A 22,624-nucleotide genomic window follows, 5' to 3' on the forward strand; every position below is an offset into this window, starting at 1 on the left:
GATCTGGATCAGCGGACGCGGAGAACGGACAGCGCCTCGTCGGCGATCACCTGTTCTTCGTCCGTGGCAACGACATGGGCGGCCATGCGGCTTTCCCCGGTGCTGATCGTGAATCTGTGGGCGGCGTTGGCCTTTTCATCAATCGAAAGGCCGAGCCAGGACAGGCGTTTCGCCACGCCGGCGCGGATTTCCGGCTGATGCTCGCCAATGCCGGCGGTGAAGACGACGGTATCGAGGCCGCCGAGTGTTACCGCCATGCGGCCGATTTCGCCGGCAATGCGCAGGATGAACAGATCGATCGCCTGGCGCGCTTCCGGCCGTCCGTCCGTCAACAGATCGCGCGTATCGGCGCTGATGCCGGAAACGCCGAGCAGGCCTGAGCGTTGATAGAGCAGATCCTCGATCTCACCCAGCGATCGTTTTCTCTCTCCTGCCAGATGCAGGATCACGCCGGGATCGAGCCAGCCCGGGCGTGTCGCCATCGGGATGCCGTCGAGGGTGGAAAAGCCCATGCTGCAATCGCGGCTGATGCCGTTTTCCATCGCACAGAGGCTGGCGCCGCTGCCGAGATGGGCGACCACAGCCTTTGCCGCATGCGGCGCCTTGCGCGCGAGTTCACTGGCGATGAACTTGTAGGAAAGTCCGTGGAAGCCGTAACGCTTGATGCCCTCCTCATGCAGGGAACGGGGTATGGCGAGGCGGCGCACGAGATCGTCCTGCGTGGCATGGAAGGCCGTGTCGAAGGAGGCTGTCTGGACAAGATGTGGCTTCAGATGGCGGAGCGCGCGGATGAAGCGCAGCGCTTGCGGTTGGTGCAGGGGTGCGAGCGGGATCAGCGCTTCGATCCCATCGGTGGCGGCGTCATCAAGCGCGACGGCGCTCGTGAAGCGCTCGCCGCCATGGACGACGCGGTGACCGGCCGCGGCTGCGGCCGCCATATCGAAATGATCGGCGAGACGCGTGAAGGTCTCGTCGATGACTCCGTGCAGATCGTCCGTCACCTCCGCCTTCAGCGGCATGTCGAATGTCTGCGATCCCTTGGTCAGGTCAAGCGAGAGCGGCTCGGCGCGGAGATCGATGACGCCCTTGCCGAGGCGTCGTGCCCCGGCGTCATCAATTGAGAAGACCCCGATCTTCACAGTCGATGAGCCGGCATTGAAGGTCAGGAGAAGGTCGGGGAATGACATGTCTTCAGAGAGCCCGCGCAGTCGTCACGATGGGCGAACCTAGCGCCGAAACTCCCGCTGGAAAGGCATCATTTGGCGGTTGCCTTTGCTTCGGTCGATCCCCACGCCTGTCAACCTCGCACGTGCGGTCATTGAGCATTGGCGGCACAATGGCGGCAAGAGCTCCAGCTGCAATAGCCCCCCGTGCGCAACAAGACGGTGCGTGGCGGCCGATCGGGACGCAAAAGCTTGGGTTCTGTTGAAATAAGCTGGGCTCAGGCCGTTGACGCCAGATTGACGTTGCGATCGCGGATGAAGATGCTCGCCTCGGCGGCGGGCATCGCCTTGCCGAAAAGGTAACCCTGGCCGATGTCGCAGCCGAGCTGCAGCAGGAAGGCAAGCTGGCCATGCTCCTCGACACCTTCCGCAGTCGTCTTGATATTGAGGCTTCTGCCGAGGCCAAGCATGGCGCGGACGATTTTTTCCTGGCGTTCGTCATCGCGATAGGTGGCGATGAAGCTTTTGTCGATCTTGATCTTGTCGAAGCGGTAGCGGGCGAGCTGGGCGAGGCTCGAATAGCCTGTGCCGAAATCATCGAGAGCGATCTGAATGCCGGCCGCGTGCAGCTCTTCGAGAATGACGGCGGCGATAGCGGGATCCTGAATCAGCGCGTTTTCGGTGATCTCAACTTCCAGGCGTTGCGGCGGTAGCCGGCTTGCCGAAAGGACCTTGAGGATGCGGGACGTCAGCAGCCTGTCTTCCATCTGCACCGGCGAGACGTTGAAGGACAACGTGACATGCTCCGGCCAGGTGAGCGCATCGCTGCAGGCCTGCGCAAGGAGATCCTCGAACAAGGCGGTGATCATCCCGGTCTCCTCGGCAATGTCGATGAAAACAGTCGGCGGAATGTTGACGCCATCCTCGCCGATCCAGCGCGCGAGGGCTTCGAAACCGCAAAGCTGGCCGGTCTTCAGATCAATCAGCGGTTGATAGAAAGGCTTGATCGCCTTATTGGCGATCGCGGCGCGCAGTCTGGTTTCCAAGGAGGCGCGTTCCGTTACCCTATCCTGCATCGAATTTTCGAAGACGAGATGATGGTTGGGGCCGCGTGATTTGGCCTCATACATGGCGAGATCGGCACGGTGGGCGGCGTCTTCCAGCGGCTCGCTGCCCTCGACCCAACGATCGTAGCCGACGCTGGCGCCGACTTCGACGGCAAAACCATCGATATGAATCGGGCGGGTGACGGCCTGGATCAGCAGCTTGGCGAAGCGCTCCTCGCGTTGTGTCGTCAGGGCAAAGGCGACGACGATGAATTCGTCACCGCCGAAGCGGTAGACGCAATCGGCATTGCCGAGCGCGCAGATGCGTTTGGCAACTTCGACCAACAAGACGTCGCCGCCCTTGTGGCCGACGAGATCGTTGACCTTTTTGAAGCCGTCGAGGTCGACGGAGAAGATGGTGACGTTTTGGTTCCATTCCTCGATTTCGGCCTCGTCGCTTCTGACCGGCCGTGAGAGGATTTTGCGCTCGAAGGCATAGCGGTTCGGCAGCTTGGTCAGATGGTCGTGCGTTGCCGTCCAGTCGGCCTTTGCCTGGGCGGCGGCGCGCAGTTCCATTTCCTTGCGCAGATCGGCAATACGCAGCACCGAGTAGATGAAGCTCATGGTGCCGGCGATGCCGAGTCCCAGAACGAGCTTGTCGGCGCCGTATTCACGGAAAGCGGTCATGAAGGAAACCAGGCTGTCGTCGAACCGCAGCAATGTAGCTAGGAGCCAGAGGGTAATCCCCAAACCGACGATCGACATGCATTGCCTTCCGGCTCTGCTCTGGAAAAACACCGGCATTATGCCTTCTCCAACTCCACCCGCGCCGAGATATCACGAAAGTCTGAAATGTTCGTTGAAACCAGAAGGCGAATTATCGGAGGGGGCGGTTTGCGGTGAGCCGCCGGCAGACGGATAGCGTTGCGATGCGGCCAGGACCGGCACTGCGGCTGTTTCGCCGGTCCCGTTCAGGAAGAATGTTGCTACAGGTGATTGGGCCGAAAAGATGCCCAGAAGAACGAAGGCGAGCGTGCTGACGCATCGCTCGCCTTTTCCAGTGCTTCAGGCGGTGACGATCAGCAGCGGAACGCTGAGGATGAGACCGGCCAAAACCGTGAACGTGGCGACGCGCATCAACCGCAGGCGCCGTGTACGCTCTCCACTCCAATCATATGTCATTCTTCCATCTCCTTGGGACAAGGAAGTAGTCCCCGCAAAACCGGGTTCAACAGCAATGACGCGATTTGCTTGTGCAAGGCTGGATAAAATAAGGAATCTCTAATGCTGGAAGCGCAGCGACCAGCGGCTTCCGTTGCTGGTCATCCGAAGGATGGCGAGTGGCTCGACGTCGCTCAGCCAGAAGGAGGAGGGTGGCGCCTGAAGCACGTGGGCGACTGCAGCCCGGATGACGGCCGCGTGGCTGATGGCGATCACGTGACCGCTTCGGGCGGACTGGGCATCCATCCAGCCAGCGACGCGCTTTCGCAGGTCGAAAACACTCTCGCCGCCGTGAGGGGCCACCCCCGGCTCGGTCATCCAGGCCGTGAGGTTTTCCGGCTCTTCCGCCTCGATCGCCTCGATCGGCCTGCCAGCCCAGCGGCCATGGTCGCAATCTCGAAGCGACGGATCAATCTGCGCTTCGAGACGGAGCGCCTCAGCCGTCTGGAGGGCGCGCATGGCGGGGCTTGTGACAATACGATCGGCGTGGGGGAGGGCGGCCATCCTGGCTGCTTCTTCCACGGCCTTTTCTTCCAGCGGTTCGTCGAGCGGAAACTGGGCCTTGCGGTTCGCCGACGTCGCGCCGTGGCAGATCCAGGTGAGGCGCATATTCACGATTGTTCTGATCTCCGATGACGGGATGGGGACGGCCTTTGCCGGCTTCGTGAAGTTTCGTTGACAGTCTCTTCGGCGTGAAGATATAACCGTGCTGTTGCGGGTTTGGAAGCCGGTGGAAATCCGGCGCGGTCGCGCCACTGTGACCAGCGTGTCGAAACTTCTTCACGCTGGAAGTCAGACCCTGCCGCACAACACTCTTTCGACTGAACGCGTCATTCCGGAGGAATACATGTCTGACACCACTTTCGCGCCTGTCGCGGCGCCGGCGCAGATCCCTGTAGGGGAAATCCTTCCCTGGGCGATCTTCGGCGGTCTGCTGATGCTCATCGTTCTTTATTTCGTCGGCACCGAGGAGGGCGCGATGGCGCTGTTCAACGGCATGTATGTGCACGAATTCGTGCATGACGGCCGCCATCTCCTCGGATTTCCCTGCCACTAAAGCGCATCGCGATCTTTCGGATTCGCTTCTCGCGCTTTAGGTCTTTGTTTTACGCATGTCGTTATCGCAAAACCGCTGCACAGTTTTGCGCGACAAGGGGGAATACTGACATGGTTGGAAAGCTTCTGCTTCGCGGCATGCTCGCGGGCCTGATTGCTGGCATCCTCGTTTTCGCGTTCGCCCATACCTTCGGCGAGCCGCTGGTCGATGCGGCAATCGCCTTCGAGGAAGCGAGCGCCCAGGCGGCGGGCGAAGCTGCCGAACCTGAAATCGTCAGCCGGGCCACGCAGGCCGGCCTCGGCCTTTTCACAGGCGTCATGGCCTACAGCATCGCCGTCGGCGGGCTTTTTTCGCTCGCCTTCGCCTTCGTGCACGGCCGCTTCAGCAGCCTATCGGCGCGCGGCACCTCGGCCGTCATCGCCATTGCCGCCTTCGTGGCGGTCGTGCTCGTTCCCGCCATCAAATATCCGGCCAACCCGCCGGCTGTCGGCAATCCCGATACGATCGGCGCCAGGACCGAACTGTTCTTCCTTATGATCGTTGTTTCGCTCGCGTCGCTGATTGCCGCGATCGCGCTGTCGCGCCGCCTTGGCGAGCGCTTCGGTCTCTGGAACGGCGCGATTATCGCCGGCGTCGCCTATCTCGTCTTCATCGGCTTCGTGCTTTATCTGCTGCCGCCGATCAATGAGGTGCCCGAGAATTTCTCGGCGATGGTGCTCTGGCGGTTCCGCACGACCACGCTCGGAATGCACGCGATCCTTTGGGCAACGCTCGGTCTGGTTTTCGGAGCGCTGGCCGAAAGACGTCTTGCCGCCAAGAGCGGTCTGCGGCCGGCGTTCCGGTGATGCGGCATATCGGCAGGTTTGCTTTTCTCGGTCTCATCGCGAGCCTGTTGCCAATGTTTATCGGAAATGCCCTCGCCCATGGGAGCAACTCTGGCGGCTCTCATCCCGGGCTCGTTATTCCGGCAATTTCCCACGGCGAGATGGCGGTCATTTCGGAGTATCGCAGCAGCATCAGCATGCTGGCGTCGCGGGCGGCCGATACGAACGAATCGTTCCGGCGTGTCCTGAACTACTCGGAAATCCAGTATTCCTATTGCCTCTGGGGCCGGATGCCGGGCAGCGTGACGGACGAGGAAAGCCCTTTCAACGAATGCGCCCATGCCTATCTCGCGGCGACGAAAGCCGTGCTGATGGCGATGCGTGAGATGCCGCGAGAGGCAACCGCGGCGGGCGAAATCATCTCGGCCATCGACGCCGACATGGCGGGCCGCGGACTTGCCTTCATCACCTGCCAGTTCAGCGGTGAGGCTTTCAACACCGCCGATATTATCAAGCCGAGCTGGAGCAAGGTGCCGCTTCATCCTGCCAGCATGGCGTCACTGACGGGGTTGGCCGCTCTGTTCGGTCTGGCCGTTCTCGCGCTTCGTCGCGTCTCGCGGCCGAAGGCTCAGTCGTCGGAATAGCGCTGCTCGCGCCACGGATCGCCATACATATGGTAGCCGTTCTTTTCCCAGAAGCCGGCCTCGTCGGCGGCGATTAACTCGATGCGGCGCAGCCATTTGGCGCTCTTCCAGAAATAGAGATGCGGCACGACGAGCCGCAACGGGCCTCCGTGCTCCGGTGTCAGCGGCAGGCCTTCCCAGGAGGTCGCCAGGATCGCATCCTCGGCGGCGAAATCGGCGAGCGGCAGATTGGTGGTGTAGCCGTCGTAGCTCGTCAGCATCACGTAGGCTGCTTCCGGCCTCGGCATGGCGCGATCGAGCAGATCCCGCGTCGAAACGCCGTTCCATTTGTTATCGTAGCGCGACCAGGTGGTGACGCAGTGGATGTCGCTGATCCTGGTTCTCTGCTCGATCGCCTGGAATTCCGTCCAGGTGAGGGTGAGTGTCGTTTCGACCAGGCCGCGTACTTCAAGCTGCCAGCTCCCGGTTGAAATGACCGGTTGCTGGCCGAGATCGAGCACCGGCCAGTTCTTGACGAGGTGCTGGCCGGGCGGCAGGCGCTCGGCCTCGGGACGGCTGATGCGGCCGGTCAGGAACTTGCCCTCGGATGCCCAGCGGCGTTTGGAGTTTGTGAGCTTGCTGTCGGCGGGCATCTGGTCGTCGCTCATGAACGGGTCTCCTTGCGGTGCAGCAATAGGACATCCGTCCCTGCCGAGTGTCAAGTTTCGGCGAGCTCTTGGAAATCTTCGCTTGCCTCATTAGACTGAGCCGTCGGGCATGCCTTGCTGGGGAGTGAAGGCAGAAAGGGAGGAGCCGGATCTGTCTTCGAGATATCGTGCTACCGCGGCGCTGCTGCTGGTGCCGCTCGTCATCTTCGCCTTCTTCACCTATGGAAGCGCGATTGCGACGCGCGCCTATATGGAGGAGGCTTCCGCTCAGGCGGGAACGGCGCTACGCCTTGCCGTCTCGGCGCTCAGCGGCCACCTCAACCGCTACGAGGCGCTGCCGGCGCTGATCGCCGATCACGACGATATCAAGGAACTGGTCAGCGCGCCCGACGACATGGCACTGCGTGATGCGGCCAATCTCTATCTCAAGGAGATCAACGGGCTCTTAAAATCTTCCGACATCTATGTGGTGAAGCCGGACGGGGAGACGATCGCGGCGAGCAATTACGATGGACCGGGGAGCTTCGTCGGCCAGAATTTCAATTACCGGCCTTATTTCCAGGAGGCGATCGAAGGCCGGCAGGCGCGGTTTTATGCTCTCGGCACCACATCGCTAAAGCGCGGCTACTATTTCTCTGCCCCGATCAGGGTCGGCGCGGATATTCGCGGTGTCATCGTCTTCAAGGTCGATATCGACATGATCGAATCCTCCTGGAGCGGCGGCGAATACAAGATCTTCGTCTCCGATCCCGAGGGCATCATCTTCATGTCCGGCAGCCCGGAATGGCTCTATGGCGCGATCCTGCCGCTGACGGCCGACCGTATCGCCCGCACCGAGGCGTCGCGGCGCTATGCCAATGCGAAGCTGACGGCGCTGCCGGTGACGCGTCATCGCTTCGAGCCGCATGATCTGATGACGCTTGCGAGCGATCGGGGCGCAAGCGAGTATCTGGTGCTGTCGCATTATATGCCGGCCGAGGACTGGACGGTGAACGTGCTGATGGAGACGAGTTCCATCCGCGCCCAGGCGCGCACCGCGCTTGTCGCCGTCTTTCTCATCCTTTGCATCGCAGGCCTTGCTGTGGCGGTCATTCGCCAGCGGCGGGCGCGGCTTGCCGAGCGCATGTTGATGCAGGCCGAAGCGCGGGGCGAGCTGGAGCGGCGGGTGGAGGAGCGCACGGCGGATCTTGCCCGCGTCAACAGCCGCATCGAGGAGGAGATCGCCGAGCGGCGGTTGACCGAGCAGCAGCTTCGCCAGACCCAGGCCGATCTCATCCAGGCGGGCAAACTCGCCGGGCTCGGGCAGATGTCGGCTGCCCTTTCGCATGAATTCAATCAGCCGCTCGCCGCCGCCAAGACCTATACGGACAGCGCTGCCGTTCTGATCGATCGAGGGCGAACGGAGGAGGCGCGCGACAATATAAGGCGGATCGGCGGGCTGATCGACCGCATGGCCTCGATCAGCCGGCACCTGCGCAACTTCGCCCGCAAACCGAATGAGAAGCTCGGGCCGGTCCCCCTCGACGAGGCGATGCGCGACACGCTGGAGATCATCGCCTGGCGGCTGAAGGCGGCGGACGCCGAGCTCCGGCTCGATCTCGGAACGCGGCCGCCGGTGGTGCGCGCCGGTTCGGTACGGCTGCAGCAGGTGCTGGTGAATGTGATCTCCAATGCGGCCGATGCGGTTGAAGGACTGGATGACAGGCGCATCGAGGTTTCGGCCTTCGAGGCGGCCGGCAAGGTGGTGCTGACGGTGCGCGATCACGGACCCGGGGTGCCGGCGGCAATCGCCGAGCGCATCTTTGACCCCTTCTTCACGACCAAGGGTGTGGGCAAGGGGCTCGGCCTCGGGCTTTCGATCTCCTACAATATCATCAAGGATTTCGGCGGCAGCCTGACTGCCGCCAATCATCCTGAAGGGGGCGCGGTGTTCCGCGTCGAGTTGCAATCGGCGGCTGGGCTGATGCCGGAGGCAGCCGAATGAACGAAGCCAAGATCCTGCTTGTCGACGACGAGGAGGAACTGCGCCGCTCGACGGCGCAGGCGCTGGAGCTCTCCGGCTTCAGCGTCGAAACTTTTTCGAGCGGCGATCATGTGCTGGAACTGATCGGCTACAGTTTTCCCGGCGTCGTCGTCAGCGATATCCGCATGCCCGGCATGGACGGCATGACTTTGATGCAGAAGATTCGTGAAATCGATCAGGAGGTGCCCGTTATCCTCGTCACCGGCCACGGCGATGTACAGCTAGCGGTCGAGGCGATGCGTGAAGGCGCCTATGATTTCATCGAGAAGCCGTTCACGACTGAAATGCTCGCCGGCGTCATTCGCCGGGCGATGGAGCGGCGCGGTCTCGTGCTTGAGAACCGGCTGCTGAAGGCGGTCGCCGGCAAACGCGACGATATCGAGGCGCGGCTGCCGGGGCGCACCCAGGTAATGGTGGATCTGCGCTACCGCATCCGCGCAATCGGCGCCAGCGATGCCGATACGCTCATCGTCGGCGAGACCGGGGCGGGCAAGGAGGTCGTGGCGCGTGCACTTCACGATATCAGCGCCCGGGCGAGCCGGCCGTTCATTGCGATCAATTGTGCCGCCCTGCCGGCGAACCTGATCGAGAGCGAGCTCTTCGGCCATGAGGCCGGCGCCTTTCCCGGCGCTGTCAGGCCGCGTTACGGCAAGTTCGAACATGGGCGCGGCGGCACCATCCTGCTCGACGAGATCGGCTCGATGCCCTTCGACCTGCAGGCGAAGTTCCTGCGGGTGTTGCAGGAGCGGGTGATCTCCAGGCTCGGATCGAACGAGGTCGTGCCGCTCGACGTGCGCTTCATCGCGACGAGCAAGGTGGATCTGGAGGCGGAGGTAGCCGCTGGCCGCTTCCGCGCCGATCTCCTCTACCGACTGAACGTCGCAACGCTGCATGTGCCGTCGCTATCGCAGCGGCGGGCAGACGTTCCGCTGCTCTTCCTGCAGCTGGTGCGGGAAGCGGCCGCCCGCTACGGCCGCGACGAGGTGGCCGTGCTGCCGGAGGTGATCTCCGACATCGCCCAGCGCGACTGGCCCGGCAATGTGCGTGAGTTGAGGAATGCCGCCGACCGTCTGGTCCTTGGGCTCGACAATGGTGGACGGCAGACCGAGGAGGCAACCGGGCTTGCGGAGCGGGTTGCCGAATGCCGTTTGTTTCCAAATCGACCCATGCTGCATTGCACTGCCGCAGAATCATCTTGCGGAAGCGACGGTAGCGATTGCGGCTCGATTTCTCCCGGCGGCAAATAGGTCATCCCCGGCGCGGAGGATGTGTCGGCGGGCTTGCTGTTTCATCAGGGAGGAAACGATGAAAATCCTGAAGGCCGTGCTCGGCCTGACCGCGGCTGCCGCGGTTTCTCTTCTCGCCGGTGTCGCATCGGCGCAGACCTATCCCGAGCGCACCATCACCATGGTCGTCCCCTTTGCGGCGGGCGGCCCGACCGATACCGTCGCGCGGCTGGTGGCTGAATCGATGTCGAAGGATCTCGGTCAGCAGATCGTCGTCGAAAATGTCGGCGGTGCCGGCGGCACGCTCGGCGCCGGCCGGGTGGCGAACGCTGACCCCGATGGCTACACCATTCTTTTGCACCATATCGGCATGGCGACAAGCGCCACGCTCTATCGCAAGCTCGCCTACGACACGCTCGGCGCCTTCGAGTATGTCGGCCTTGTCACCGAGGTGCCGATGACGATTGTCGCGCGCAAGGATTTCGAGCCGACCGATCTCAAGGGCCTGATCGATTACGTCAAGGCCAACAAGGACAAGGTCACCGTCGCCAATGCCGGTATCGGTGCGGCTTCGCATCTCTGCGGCATGATGTTCATGAGCGCCATCCAGACGCAGCTCACGACCGTTCCTTACAAAGGAACCGGCCCGGCGATGACGGATCTGCTCGGCGGCCAGGTTGATATTATGTGCGACCAGACCACCAACACCACGAAACAGATTAAGGGCGGCACGATCAAGGCCTATGCGGTGACTTCGCCGAAGCGCCTCGACGTGCTGAAGGATGTACCGACGGCTGTCGAAGCTGGCCTGCCGGGCTTCGAAGTCGGCATCTGGCACGGCATCTACACGCCGAAGGGTACGCCGGCCGCGATTAACGAACGCCTGTCGAAGTCGCTGCAGCTGGCGCTGAAGGATCCGAATGTCGGCGCCCGCTTCGCCGAACTCGGCACGGCGCCGTCCTCCGATGCAGATGCAACGCCTGCTGCTTTGAAAGCCAAGCTCGAAAGCGAAATCGCCCGCTGGAAGCCGGTGATCGAGGCCGCCGGGGAATACGCGGACTAGTGAGGGATGTGCCAGGAATAGCCCCTCATCCTAACCCTCTCCCCGAAAACGGGGAGAAGGTGCCGGCAGGCGGATGAGCGGCAATCGCGGCAGCAGCGCGTCACGTGAACCATCTCCAACTCCAGGAGACACTATGAAATCCATCAGTCTCGATAGCACCAATGCGATCTGCGGCGCGCTTTTCGTCGCGACCGGCACTTTCTTTGCCTATCAGTCGGTCGGGCTCGACCTGGGTACGGCTTTGCGGATGGGTCCCGGTTATTTCCCGTTTATCCTTGCCTGCGCACTGATACTTCTCGGCGCGATCATCTTCTTTCAGGCGCTGCGTGTGGAGGGGGAGCCGGTCGATCCCTTCGCCTGGCGCGGCATGCTCTTCATTCTGCCGGCTCCCGTCTTCTTCGGATTGACGGTGCGCGGGCTTGGATTTGCGCCGGCGCTGTTCTTCACAGCCTTCATCGCCTGCTTTGCGTCGCGCAAGATGAACCTGGTATTCGCGGTCATCCTGTCGCTGCTGCTGACAATCTTTTCGGTCGCCGTCTTCAGCTATGGGCTCGGACTGCCGTTCGAACGCTTCGGCCCCTGGGTCCGGTTCTAGGAGGCGATGGTGGATCTTTTCAGCAATCTCGCGCTCGGCTTTGCGACGGCGGCAACGTTCGACAATCTTCTCTTCTGCCTGATCGGCGTGCTGCTCGGCACGCTGATCGGCGTGCTGCCCGGCATCGGCGCCACGGCGACGATCGCCATGCTCTTGCCGATCACCTTCCAGCTCGAGCCGGTCTCCTCGCTCATCATGCTCGCCGGCATCTATTATGGCGCGCAATATGGCGGCTCGACAACGGCGATCCTCATCAACATGCCGGGCGAATCCTCCTCTGCCGTCACCGCGATCGACGGCTACCAGATGGCGCGCAAGGGCAGGGCGGGGGCGGCGCTGGCGATCGCGGCCCTCGGCTCGTTCTTCGCCGGAACGGTCTCGACCTTTCTCGTTGCGGTCTTCGCGCCGCCGCTGACCGACATCGCACTGCAATTCGGATCGGCTGAATATTTCTCGTTGATGATCGTCGGCCTCGTTTCCTCGATCGCGCTGGCGCACGGCTCGGTCGTCAAGGCGCTGGCGATGGTGGCGCTCGGGCTGCTGCTCGGCCTTGTCGGCACCGATATCTATACCGGCACGCCGCGTTTCACGCTCGGAATCCGTGAATATGCGGACGGCCTGAATTTCGTGGCGCTCGCCGTCGGCGTCTTCGGCGTCGCTGAAATCCTGCGCAATCTCGAGGGAGAGTCGACACGCACGGTGCTGATGGCCAAGGTATCGGGTCTCTTGCCTTCGCGCCAGGAATTCAAGGAGATGATTGCGCCCATCATCCGCGGCACCGCGATCGGTTCGGCGCTCGGCATCCTGCCCGGTGGTGGGGCGATCCTCGCTTCCTTCGCCTCCTATACGGTGGAGAAGCGCTTGTCGAAGACGCCGAAGGAATTCGGCCAAGGCGCGGTCGCCGGCGTCGCAGGGCCGGAATCGGCCAATAATGCCGGAGCGCAGACCTCATTCATTCCGCTGCTGACGCTCGGTATTCCGGCCAATCCCGTCATGGCTCTGATGATCGGCGCGATGATCATCCAGGGCATCGTGCCGGGCCCGAACGTCGCCACCGAGCAGCCGGCGCTGTTCTGGGGCATCATCGCCTCGATGTGGATCGGCAATCTGATGCTCGTCATCCTCAACCTGCCGCTGATCGGGCTCTGGGTGAAGCTTTTGACGGTGCCTTATTACGTACTCTTCCCCATCATCATGGCCTTCTGCTCGATCGGGGTCTACAGCGTCAATTCCAACGTCTACGACCTCTATGCCGTCGCCTTCTTCGGCCTCATCGGCTACGTGCTGGCAAAGCTGCGCTGCGAGCCGGCGCCGCTGCTGCTCGGTTTCGTGCTCGGGCCGCTGCTGGAAGAGAACCTCAGACGCGCCATGATCCTGTCGCGCGGTGACCCCAGCACCTTCATCACGCGGCCGATCAGCGCCACGCTTCTGGCAATCGCGGTCGCCGTACTGATCGTCGTCTTCCTGCCGAGCGTCAGGAAGACGCGCGAGGAGGTGTTCGTCGAAGAAGCTTGAGGGTTGAACTCGCGAGTTGTTTGATGAACAACGAATGATCTGACGCGGGCGCCGTTCGGGCGCCCGTTTCACATGGAGGGATATCCAGGCCCATGAGCATTCCTGCCCGGATCAAGGACGATCTGCCGTTCCTCACCGCCTTGCGCCGCGATCTGCACGCGCATCCGGAACTCGGTTTCGAGGAGGAGCGCACCGCCGGTATCGCCGCAAAGCTTCTCGAGGAGGCCGGCATCGCCGTGCATCGCGGGCTTGCCGGCACCGGCGTGGTCGGCACCCTGCAAGTCGGCAACGGCACGCGCAGGATCGGGTTGAGAGCCGATATGGATGCGCTCGCCATGCCTGAGATGGCGGAGCGGCCCTATAAATCGACCGTACCGGGAAAGATGCATGCCTGCGGCCATGACGGCCATACGGCAATGCTGCTTGGCGCCGCGCGGCATCTGGCGGCGACGCTGAATTTTTCCGGCACCGTGCATTTCATCTTCCAGCCGGCCGAAGAGGGCCGCGGCGGGGCGAAGCGCATGGTCGAGGAGGGGCTCTTCCGGCTTTTCCCCTGCGATGCCGTCTATGGCCTGCACAATATGCCGGGGCTTGCGGTCGACGAGATCGCCGTCGTCGAGGGACCGCAGCTCGCCTCCTCCGACAGCTGGCGCATCACCTTTCGCGGCGTCGGCACGCACGGCGCCAAGCCGCATCTCGGCCGCGATCCGATCACGGCAGCCGGTACTTTCCTGTCATCGCTGCAGACGATCGTCGGCCGTGTTGTCGACCCGCTGCAGCCGGCGGTCGTCAGCGCCTGCTTCCTGCAGGCGGGCGATACGAAGGCGTTGAACGTCATTCCCGATATTGTGGAGATCGGCGGAACGGCACGGGCCTATTCGCCTGAGGTGCGCGACCAGCTGGAGACCGAGATCGCCCGGTTGGCGAGTGGGACGGCTGCGATGTATGGCGTATCGGCCGACTATCATTTTGAGCGGCGGATACCGCCTGTCGTTAATGATGCGGATGCCACATCACGGGCGCTTGCCGCCGCCGGCACCGTCTTTGCTGAAAACGTGCGGAGGAGTTTTCCGCCGTCGACGGCTGGAGATGACTTTGCCTTCTTCGCGCAGAACGCGCCGGGCTGTTATGTCTGGCTGGGCAACGGACCGGCGGTTGACGGCGCGCTACACCACAACACGACTTATGATTTTAACGATGGGGCGCTTGGATACGGGGCGGCTTACTGGGTGGCGTTGGTGGAGGGGGAGTTGAAGGTTTGAGCGATGTCCATTGGTCCGTTTTCACTGTTTTGCGGCGCTGTGGCAGTGATGCACGACTTTCCGGAAGTGAGACGTCGTTCCACACTAGTTGACGGGCCAGACAAATAGCAGCGCCGGCACGCTAACGAGAATAATCAACGCCGACAGCGGCAAGCCGAGACGCGGATAATCGGAAAACTTGTAACCGCCGGGACCGAAGACGAGCGTGTTGCATTGATGGCCGACAGGCGTGAGGAAATCGCAACCCGCGCCAATGGCTACCGCCATCAGGAAGGCTTCCGGTCTGAAGCCTAGACCCGTTGCAAAGCTGGCGGCGATCGGCGCCATGACAAGGACCGTCGCGGCGTTGTTGAGGAAGGGCGTAACGGCCATGGCGGTCACCAAAATCAGGCCGAGCGCACCCCATGCCGGCAGATTCATCGCCGCCCCACTCAGCCAGCCGGCAATCAAATCGCTGCCGCCGGAGGTGCGCAAGGAGTCCGAGACGGGAATAAGGGCCGCGAGCATCACCAGGATCGGTCCATCAACCGATTTATAGACATCCGCGAGTGGAACAGCTCGAAAAACGACCATGCCCAGGGCGGCTGCGAAGAAGGCCACCGGAACCGGCGCGAGACCGACCGCGGTCGTTGCCATCGCGAGCGCCAGGATAAGAAGCGGAATGAAGGCGCGGCGGCGGGTGCCGAGCAGCACCTCTCGCTGGGCGAGTGGCAGCAGGCCGAAATCCTGCAGAAGGGCAGTCAGGCTTCCCCGGCTGCCTTGCAGAAGGAGCACATCACCGGTGCTGATGGTCAAGCTTCCCAGCCGTTCCTTGAGGCGTTCACCGCGCCGGCTAATCGCCAAAAGGTTGACCCCGCGCGTATAGGAAAGCGCCAATTCTTTGGCGGAAAGGCCAGCGAGGGAGGATCCCTGACTAACGATTGCCTCAAGCGAAATGATGTCCGCCTCCGGGTGGCCGCCTTCTGCCAGAGGCTTGCCGGAAAGCTTCAACTTCCCCTGGGACACAATCCGGTCCATCGCTGCCGAAGGACCTTCCAGTAGGACAATGTCGTCAGAGCGGAGCGTGAGATCGGGGAACGGAGCCATTCGGGTACCGCCACGCAGTACGGCGGTGGCTATGACCTCACCATCACCGAGATTCAGGAGGTCACTCAATGCCTGCTCAAGCAGTGTTGACTGGGCCGTGATCGCGACTTCGCTGGTGTAATTCTTGATTTCGATCGCATCCTCGATCGAGCTGTTCTGCTTGGTGCGACTTGGCACCAACCAGTGGAAGAACAAGAGAAAGGTGATGCCGATAACCGTGAGAACACCGCCCATAGGCGTGAAGTCGAACATGGTGAAGGAGGCTCCTGTCATCTCCTCCCGCAGCCGCGACACGACGATATTGGGTGAGGTGCCGATCTGCGTCATCAATCCGCCAAGTAAAGCAGCAAACGACATCGGCATCAGGTATTTTGAGGGAGAGGCACCGGATTTTTTCGCGAACTTGAAGGCGACCGGCATCATGATGGCAAGCGCGCCGATATTTTTGATGAAAGCAGAAAGCATTGCCACCGCAATCATCAAGAGCGCAAGCTGCGTGTAAAGCGTGTTCAGATTCGGGAAAAATCTCTTAATGGCCGAATCCACAATGCCGGAGCGCGCTACGCCCGCGCTGACGACCAGCGCGCTGCCAACGATGATGACGATGTCATCCGAAAACCCGGAGAACGCTTTTTCCGGTGGCACAATGCCGGTCCCGACTGCCAATACAAGCGCACAACACGCGACAACATCATAGCGGAAGCGATCCCAAATAAAGACTGCCATCATGAGAGCGATAACAGAAAATGCGATTATCTGTTGTGTTGTCATGCGGACCTGGGAACGAGGCTGGGGTGTCGCCGACAACCGAGCGGAAGACGATATTCAGAAACGCTGTAACGTTGCGCAAGTTCCTCGGCACCACACTTCAGGGGCTTCGAACCTCCGGATCCAGCATCTGCGGTAGCCTCGACAGACCTGCAGCATGAAGTTGCATCATCCCACCCCTGAGCTCTCCAAGGATGATGGCTGAAATCTCGCCTTCGACCGGCGCCGAAGACACGCTGCGACCCATCGACCGTGCAGCGAGCTGACAGACTTGCGATGTGTAAGGATGTCATCCTGCAGCTGTGAGCTTTGACCAGATCAGAGCATAACGATGCAGATCAGGCGGCGATCACGAGCGCAATCATCGCGATCGCACATGCGATACCCAAAACGTTGAAGCCCAACGAAACGAATTCGCTGAGTTGGTGCAGGTGATGACGAGGGTGCTCGGCAGTGCCCAGCACTGCAACAGCTCCTCCCATCATCCAACATGTCAATGTCAACGCACCGAAAAGCAGAGCCAGATTCATCACGACACTCATTCTAATCTTTACGGTCCTTCGAACCGGCGCATCCTCGCTTTGTTCCCGCCTCCGCGAACACCGACCTCGACGGCAGGGCGCGGCGAGGGCGCAATTTCTCCGTGAAGGTTCTGAGTCTGCGCTGAAAAACTCAACCTTTGATAATCTTCCCCAGGCGTCAGCACCTCACCCATTTTGGTGATGGAACCAAACTGCTTAGCCGTGGTTCGGCGGGCTTTCACGGTCTCGAAGCATAAGGGAAATCCTTTGAACGAGCTGCACCATGAATTCCAGCTGCGAAGAGATTTTCTGCCGAGAGCCGAGGAGGACGGGTGGCCTCAACCTGGACCCGCGGCATTGCCGGTGGACAGCCCACCGGTCCTGCAAACACCGCTGTCGCCCCGCCCGTTAGTGGTTGATCTCGACGGCACCCTCGTTCGATCGGACCTGCTGATCGAAACTGTCTTCTCGGAGCTTAGCCGTCGGCCCCTTTCCATCGTCGATTTCGTCAGTTCGCTGTCCGCCGGAAAAGCGTGTCTGAAGCACCGCCTTTCTCAACCAGCGGATTTCGACCCGGCTATTCTTCCCTATGACGCGGAAGTGCTGAACGTCATCAAGGCCGCACGGGAGGAGGGACGATCGGTTTACCTCGCTTCTGCAACCCACGAACGCCTGGTTTGCACGGTTGCCGACCACCTTGGCCTTTTCGCCGGCTGGTTTGCAACGAACGAGACGATGAACTGTGTCGGCGAGGCGAAGGCGGCAAAGCTCGTCGCCGCCTTCGGGGAGGGGGGCTTCGACTATATCGGCAATGACCCGGCCGACTTGTCAGTCTGGCGCCACGCCGCAAAGTCCTATGCCATAAGGACATCGGCGGCAGTTGCGCGAGAGCTTTCGCGCCAATGCGACAACGTCGAGCACCTTAGTCACGACAGACCGACATGGCGGATTTGGACGCGCTCGTTGCGGGTGCATCAATACGTCAAGAACGGGTTGGTTTTTATCCCGCTACTGACAAATCAACTCTTTGACCTCCATAGCCTTACGAATGCCGGCCTGGCTCTGGCGGCTTTTTCGCTTTGTGCCTCGGGCGTTTATCTCCTGAACGACTTGGTCGATCTGCAGGACGACCGCCGTCATAAAACCAAATGCCGCAGACCGCTTGCCTGTGGCGAGATCCCGCTGTTGCACGCTCTGTTGGCAATCCCGATCCTGCTTTTGCTGTCGCTTACGGTGGCCGCCATGGTGTCGCCCGTCTTCGTGCTCGTACTCGCGGGTTATTTCGCCTTGACCACCGCCTACTCGTTCTTCCTCAAGCGGAAGATGATCCTGGACGTGGTGGCTCTCGCCTCTCTTTACACCACGCGGGTGATCGGCGGCGCTGCCGCCGTCTCGGTGTGGCCATCTCCCTGGCTGCTTGCCTTCATGATGAGCTGGTTTCTCTCGCTCGCTTTGGTGAAGCGATACACCGAGCTCATTTCACGCCGCGCCGCGCACCTGCCGGATTCCAAGAGCCGCGACTACAGGAAGGCGGATATTGGGATGGTGGGCGCCCTGGCAGCTGGAGCGGGAATGAACGCGCTGACGTTATTTGCCCTCTATGCCGCAAGCGACAGTGCCCAAGACATCTACACCAGGCCAGCCATGCTGTGGTTGGCCGGACCGATCCTTGCCTGCTGGATTGCCCGCATCCTTATGCTCGCCCACCGAGGACAGATGCATGACGATCCAGTCGTCTTCGCGATCAAGGACAAGGTCAGCCTCGTCACGCTCGGCGTCGCCGGCGTACTTGTCATTGCCGCAATGTGAGGTGGCCGAATGGCTCGTCAGTCCTCAGAGCGAAGCACTTCCGCGGGCCTCGCAACCCGCTACCTCGCCTTCGCCATGCTCTCCACCGCCGCCAACTTCGCGGTCCAGGCCACTGTCATGCAGCTGGCGCCGTCGCCGAACCTTATGCCTTCGATGCTCGCAGGGACCGCTGCCGGCTTCGGCTTGAAATATCTCCTCGACAAAAAATGGATATTCTTCGACGGCTACACGTCGCACGGCGACGAGATGCTCAAGGTGGCGCTTTACGGCCTGTTCAGTGTTCTGACGACGCTCATATTCTGGGGGTTTGAAATTACTTTTTGGACGGTGTGGAAGACGGAGCTCGCAAAATACACCGGCGGAGCGCTCGGCTTGGCGATCGGCTATATTTCCAAATACGCGTTGGACCGGAAATTCGTCTTCAAACCAGAGGAGGCGTAACAAACCCATGGAGGGCTGGGGACGCTATCCGCGCCATGAAAGCCAGGCAATCGACTGCAAGCGGCCGGAGGCGCTTGCAGGCACCGTGGCCGCTCGCATGGGACTGATCGGCCGCGGAAATGGGCGTTCATACGGTGACGCGGCGATCGGCGAACACTCCACCCTGATGTGCCGTGGACTGAGCCGAATGCGGAGCTTCGATCCGAACGATGCGACGCTGACCGTGGAAGGGGGCGTAATGCTCTCGGATATTCTGCGCGCTTTTGTTCCGAGAGGCTATTTTCCGCCTGTGGTGCCGGGCACGAAATATGTCACGGTCGGCGGGATGATTGCCTCTGACGTGCACGGCAAGAACCATCATCGCGACGGCGGGTTCGGTGACCATGTCAGCGAGATCAAGCTGGTGGTCGCCAGCGGAGAGACCCTCACCTGTAGCCGCGGGCGCAACGCCGATCTTTTCTTCGCGACGGTCGGTGGTATGGGTATGACCGGGATCATCGCGGAAGCGACTTTCCGTTTGAGACCGATTGAATCCGCCTGGATCGCGCAAAAGACGATCGTCACGGAAAATCTTGGCGAGGCGTTGAAGGCGCTGCAGCAGACCGAGGATGTCACCTATTCGGTCGCCTGGATCGATTGCCTTTCGCAAGGCGCCTCTCTTGGACGCTCGCTGATCTTTGCCGGCGAACACGCGACGCTGGACCAGGTCGGCGGCATGCCGGGCGTAGATCGCTTTGCAGCGAAAAACGCAGGGATGTTTTCACTGCCATTCGATCTGCCGCAATGGGTGCTCAACAAAACAAGCGTAACAGCCTTCAACGAGATCTATTTCCGGGCGGGAGCGCGAAAGGCGGCCAAGACCTCGCTGGTCCACTGGGATAAATACTTCTTTCCACTGGACGGCATCCTCGAATGGAACCGGCTTTATGGCAGGCGGGGCTTTCTGCAGCATCAGTGCGTGGTTCCAGCCGAGGACGCGCTTCCAGTCCTGAGCGGCATGCTCGAGCGTTTTGCGCGTTCGGGAAAAGGCTCCTTTCTTGCCGTTCTGAAGAAGCTAGGGGGCGGAAGCGGGCTGCTGTCCTTTCCTGCGCCGGGCTACACGCTGGCACTCGACCTTCCCGTCACGCAGGAGGTGTTCCGGCTGCTCGACGAAATCGATGAGCTGGTTGTCAAGGCAGGAGGGCGGCTCTATCTCGCCAAGGATGCACGACAGTCACGTCACACATTCGAGGCTGGCTACCCTCGGTTGGCTGCGTTCAAGGAGCTACGCAAGGCAACGGGCGCCGATCGTCACTTTAATTCCCGCTTGGCAAAGAGGCTCGGCATATGAAGGGGATCGGCAAGACCCTGCTCCTGATAGGCGGGACATCGGATATCGGTCGCGCGACGGCGCTGATCTATGCCGAGGCGGGATGGGACGTGCTTCTGACCGGACGAAAGCGCTCTGCCGTACAACGCGAGGCCGACGACATCAGCGCGCGGACCGGCGCTAATGTCCTAGTTCACGAACTCGACATCCTCGCTACAAGCCGCTTTGAAGATTTCGTGGGCGCCGTTTCGCCTCTGCCCGACACGGCGGTCTGCGTCGTTGGCGAACTGGGCGAGCAGTCTCGCGCCGAACGGGAACTTGAGCATGCCGCCATGATCATGCGGACGAACTTTGAAGGGCCAGCTTTGCTTCTTGGCCTTCTGGCGGAACGTTTTGCGGCGAGAGGATCCGGAACCATCGTCGGCATTAGTTCCGTCGCCGGCGATCGCGGACGCGCGTCCAACTATGTCTATGGCGCCGGCAAAGCCGGGCTGACCGCCTTCTTGTCCGGCCTGAGGAACCGGCTGTCCGGGTCCGGGGTGCGCGTGCTCACCGTGAAGCCCGGTTTCGTTCGGACACGCATGACGCATGGCATGAAGCTCCCGCCGCTTCTCACCGCCGAACCTCGGGAGGTCGCGCAGAAGATCTTTACTGTCGCCGAGGGAAGCAGAGGCGGGGACGTGGTCTATGTCAGACGAATATGGCGACCGCTGATGACGGCGATCCGGTCAATCCCGGAGCCGATCTTCAAGAGGTTGCGGCTGTGACGGAACCAGGCAATCACGCCGCGTACGCGGCCATCGGAACGGGAGCAGGCGCCAGCAAGCGACCGGCGGCGAGGATACGGCGGCTGCGCGCGGCGGAAGGTTTGATCATCCTGACAGCATTGGTCTCTGCGGCCATGCTTGCCTTGCCGGGAAGGACCATCAACGCCGCCTTTATCAATGACGTGCTGGTCTTTATCGACGGTGCGCACCGCATCACATTCGGTCAGGTGCCGAACCGCGATTTCCACACGGCGCTCGGGCCACTCGTCTTTTATCTTCCGGCGGCTGGATACCAACTGACGGGGAATTTCGGCGCTGCGATACCGGTTGGAATGGCTATCGTTGTCGTCGCCTTCATCCCCGCAATGATCCGCATTCTTGTGTCTCGCCTCAACCCGTCATTGGCGGCCGCGCTCGGCATATTCCTCATTCTCATCCTCGCGGCGCCTATCAATCTCGGCAGTTCCATCTGGTATCCTTCGTTCGCGATGTTCTATAATCGCATCGGTTGGGTCGCGCTCGGCTTGCTGCTGGTGATGTATCTGACGCCGCAGCCCGCGCGCGGGCGCAACGATGCCGCCGATGCTCTTGCCGCTGTCTTTCTTCTGCTCGTCTCATTCTACATCAAGGCGACTTACGGGCTCGCCGGAACCGCCTTTCTCCTTGTCATCCTGTTGGATCGGCAGCAGCGCCGCTGGGTCGTGACTGCCCTGCTGCTGACGGGGCTGGCCATGATCGCCATCGAGTTCTTCTGGCGCGGAACCATTCAGCATATAGAGGATCTGCGGGCGGCGGCGCGTGTCAGCGGCGGCCATGACGTCGCCAGCATCCTGAAGAACCTGCGTGAGAACCTTTCCGACCTCATCGTGTTTGCGGCCTTCGCCTTGGTCGCCATCTGGCAAACCGGCAGCTTCCGCGATTTTCTCTTCTCCGGGTTCTGCATAGGCGCCGGCCTGGCGATCATCAATCAGAACGCCCACAGCTGGGGCATTATCACGCTCTACTGCGGCGCAGTCGCTCTGGTGCAGAAAGCCGCCTGGCCTCAGCAAGGCGATGACGGGAGAAGGACAGGAGGCTTGGCTCTTCCTGCCGGGGCTCTTCCGCTGCTCGCGGCCTTATTCCTGTCGCCGCCGATCGTACATCACGCCGCTGCCCTCATTCTGCATACATCGCTTGCGGCTGAGAAAGCTGGTCAATCGCTCGGGCTGCCACGTTTTGACGATGTTCGGGAAATCGATCCGCCTGGCGGCGAACCTGACTTCATAAGGCGCTATCTCGACGACATCGTAACCGGGGGGGCGCTGCTGCAGGCGTTGCCCGTACTACCCGAACGCGTTTTTGTGCTTGATTTCGTCAATCCATTTTCAGCCGGCCTCGGAATTCGCCCGCCTACCGGTGACTCCGCCTGGTTTCACTGGAACCGCAATATCAACGAGAAGGCCTACATCCCACCGGAAGTGCTCTTTGCGGATGTAAAGATCGTCATGGTGCCTAAAACCGGTATCAACAGCCTGCCCTTGCAGGAGCTGTACGGCCCCTTTCTTTCGGCTCGGTTCGAGGTCGTTCAGAAGACATCGGAGTGGACGGTCTACCAGTGGCGTCAGGCGAAGGTGCAAAGCGAGGTGAAGTGACTGTGC

The 22,624-nt window shown here is 61.4% G+C and carries 20 protein-coding genes and 1 riboswitch; of the genes, 14 read left to right on the top strand and 6 right to left on the bottom strand.

What is annotated here, in order from left to right; genetic code table 11:
- Positions 1 to 8 precede the first annotated feature (8 nt).
- The 3 genes from HJB91_RS10675 to HJB91_RS10685 form a co-directional block, all read right to left on the bottom strand.
- The gene (locus HJB91_RS10675; protein ID WP_210629959.1) at positions 9 to 1,187 is read right to left on the bottom strand and encodes an acetate/propionate family kinase; all 1,179 of its coding nucleotides are present in this window, start codon (positions 1,185 to 1,187) and stop codon (positions 9 to 11) included.
- A 254-nt stretch (positions 1,188 to 1,441) separates the two neighbouring features.
- Positions 1,442 to 3,013 carry a bifunctional diguanylate cyclase/phosphodiesterase gene (locus tag HJB91_RS10680; RefSeq protein WP_210629960.1) on the bottom strand — a complete coding sequence of 524 codons (1,572 nt, stop codon included), beginning with the start codon at positions 3,011 to 3,013 and terminating at the stop codon, positions 1,442 to 1,444.
- Positions 3,014 to 3,490: 477 nt separating this feature from the next.
- Positions 3,491 to 4,045, bottom strand: coding sequence for a histidine phosphatase family protein (locus HJB91_RS10685; RefSeq protein WP_210629961.1), 555 nt, complete (start codon positions 4,043 to 4,045; stop codon positions 3,491 to 3,493).
- Between the two features lie 56 nt (positions 4,046 to 4,101).
- Positions 4,102 to 4,252, top strand: a riboswitch (cobalamin riboswitch).
- A 25-nt stretch (positions 4,253 to 4,277) separates the two neighbouring features.
- Here HJB91_RS10685 and HJB91_RS10690 point away from each other — a divergent pair.
- From HJB91_RS10690 to HJB91_RS10700, 3 genes are all read left to right on the top strand, one after another.
- Positions 4,278 to 4,487, top strand: a complete 210-nt coding sequence (locus tag HJB91_RS10690; protein WP_221154677.1) for a CbtB domain-containing protein — start codon at positions 4,278 to 4,280, stop codon at positions 4,485 to 4,487.
- A 110-nt stretch (positions 4,488 to 4,597) separates the two neighbouring features.
- Positions 4,598 to 5,332 (top strand): CbtA family protein, encoded by a 735-nt coding sequence (locus HJB91_RS10695; RefSeq protein ID WP_221123005.1) that lies wholly within the window; start codon positions 4,598 to 4,600, stop codon positions 5,330 to 5,332.
- 53 nt (positions 5,333 to 5,385) lie between these two features.
- Positions 5,386 to 5,955 carry a hypothetical protein gene (locus HJB91_RS10700; protein WP_259669867.1) on the top strand — a complete coding sequence of 190 codons (570 nt, stop codon included), beginning with the start codon at positions 5,386 to 5,388 and terminating at the stop codon, positions 5,953 to 5,955.
- Here the strand turns inward: HJB91_RS10700 and HJB91_RS10705 are convergent.
- A complete protein-coding gene (locus HJB91_RS10705; protein ID WP_221154679.1) occupies positions 5,940 to 6,602 on the bottom strand; it encodes a sulfite oxidase-like oxidoreductase in 663 nt (220 codons plus the stop codon). The two genes, HJB91_RS10700 and HJB91_RS10705, sit on opposite strands and share 16 nt — an antisense overlap.
- Before the next feature lie 109 nt (positions 6,603 to 6,711).
- On the opposite strand from HJB91_RS10705, the gene HJB91_RS10710 reads away from it, so the two are divergent.
- The 6 genes from HJB91_RS10710 to HJB91_RS10735 all read left to right on the top strand — a co-directional run bounded on the left by HJB91_RS10710 (position 6,712) and on the right by HJB91_RS10735 (position 14,286).
- Positions 6,712 to 8,586, top strand: coding sequence for a sensor histidine kinase (locus HJB91_RS10710; RefSeq protein WP_259665206.1), 1,875 nt, complete (start codon positions 6,712 to 6,714; stop codon positions 8,584 to 8,586).
- A complete protein-coding gene (locus HJB91_RS10715) occupies positions 8,583 to 9,872 on the top strand; it encodes a sigma-54 dependent transcriptional regulator (RefSeq protein ID WP_311044438.1) in 1,290 nt (429 codons plus the stop codon). Before HJB91_RS10710 ends, HJB91_RS10715 begins: the two co-directional genes overlap by 4 nt.
- Before the next feature lie 58 nt (positions 9,873 to 9,930).
- A complete protein-coding gene (locus tag HJB91_RS10720) occupies positions 9,931 to 10,914 on the top strand; it encodes a tripartite tricarboxylate transporter substrate-binding protein (RefSeq protein ID WP_210629966.1) in 984 nt (327 codons plus the stop codon).
- A gap of 133 nt (positions 10,915 to 11,047) precedes the next feature.
- Positions 11,048 to 11,509, top strand: a complete 462-nt coding sequence (locus tag HJB91_RS10725) for a tripartite tricarboxylate transporter TctB family protein (protein WP_210629967.1) — start codon at positions 11,048 to 11,050, stop codon at positions 11,507 to 11,509.
- Between the two features lie 9 nt (positions 11,510 to 11,518).
- Complete coding sequence (locus tag HJB91_RS10730; RefSeq protein WP_221154680.1) at positions 11,519 to 13,024, top strand: tripartite tricarboxylate transporter permease; 1,506 nt, start codon at positions 11,519 to 11,521, stop codon at positions 13,022 to 13,024.
- A 92-nt stretch (positions 13,025 to 13,116) separates the two neighbouring features.
- On the top strand, positions 13,117 to 14,286 hold the full coding sequence (locus HJB91_RS10735; RefSeq protein ID WP_221154681.1) for a M20 aminoacylase family protein: 1,170 nt from the start codon (positions 13,117 to 13,119) through the stop codon (positions 14,284 to 14,286).
- Positions 14,287 to 14,370: 84 nt separating this feature from the next.
- Here the strand turns inward: HJB91_RS10735 and HJB91_RS10740 are convergent, their stop codons facing one another.
- Together HJB91_RS10740 and HJB91_RS10745 are read right to left on the bottom strand one after the other, a co-directional pair.
- The gene (locus HJB91_RS10740; RefSeq protein ID WP_221154683.1) at positions 14,371 to 16,143 is read right to left on the bottom strand and encodes an SLC13 family permease; all 1,773 of its coding nucleotides are present in this window, start codon (positions 16,141 to 16,143) and stop codon (positions 14,371 to 14,373) included.
- Positions 16,144 to 16,478: 335 nt separating this feature from the next.
- Entirely contained in the window at positions 16,479 to 16,682 is a 204-nt protein-coding gene (locus HJB91_RS10745) for a hypothetical protein (RefSeq protein WP_210629970.1), read from the bottom strand.
- Positions 16,683 to 16,928: 246 nt separating this feature from the next.
- Between HJB91_RS10745 and HJB91_RS10750 the strand changes: the two genes are divergently transcribed.
- The 5 genes from HJB91_RS10750 to HJB91_RS10770 are packed head-to-tail and all read left to right on the top strand — an operon-like array spanning position 16,929 to position 22,618.
- On the top strand, positions 16,929 to 18,470 hold the full coding sequence (locus HJB91_RS10750; RefSeq protein WP_210629971.1) for a UbiA family prenyltransferase: 1,542 nt from the start codon (positions 16,929 to 16,931) through the stop codon (positions 18,468 to 18,470).
- A 9-nt stretch (positions 18,471 to 18,479) separates the two neighbouring features.
- Positions 18,480 to 18,911: a GtrA family protein gene (locus tag HJB91_RS10755; protein ID WP_210629972.1), complete on the top strand. Its 432-nt coding sequence runs from the start codon at positions 18,480 to 18,482 to the stop codon at positions 18,909 to 18,911.
- 7 nt (positions 18,912 to 18,918) lie between these two features.
- A complete protein-coding gene (locus HJB91_RS10760; protein WP_210631565.1) occupies positions 18,919 to 20,241 on the top strand; it encodes an FAD-binding oxidoreductase in 1,323 nt (440 codons plus the stop codon).
- Positions 20,238 to 20,987 (top strand): SDR family oxidoreductase, encoded by a 750-nt coding sequence (locus tag HJB91_RS10765; RefSeq protein WP_210629973.1) that lies wholly within the window; start codon positions 20,238 to 20,240, stop codon positions 20,985 to 20,987. Before HJB91_RS10760 ends, HJB91_RS10765 begins: the two co-directional genes overlap by 4 nt.
- The gene (locus HJB91_RS10770) at positions 20,921 to 22,618 is read left to right on the top strand and encodes a hypothetical protein (protein WP_247241705.1); all 1,698 of its coding nucleotides are present in this window, start codon (positions 20,921 to 20,923) and stop codon (positions 22,616 to 22,618) included. Before HJB91_RS10765 ends, HJB91_RS10770 begins: the two co-directional genes overlap by 67 nt.
- Positions 22,619 to 22,624 lie beyond the last annotated feature (6 nt).

The sequence above is a fragment of the Rhizobium sp. NLR10b genome, assembly GCF_019685435.1.
In the GTDB taxonomy this organism is placed as follows: domain Bacteria; phylum Pseudomonadota; class Alphaproteobacteria; order Rhizobiales; family Rhizobiaceae; genus Rhizobium.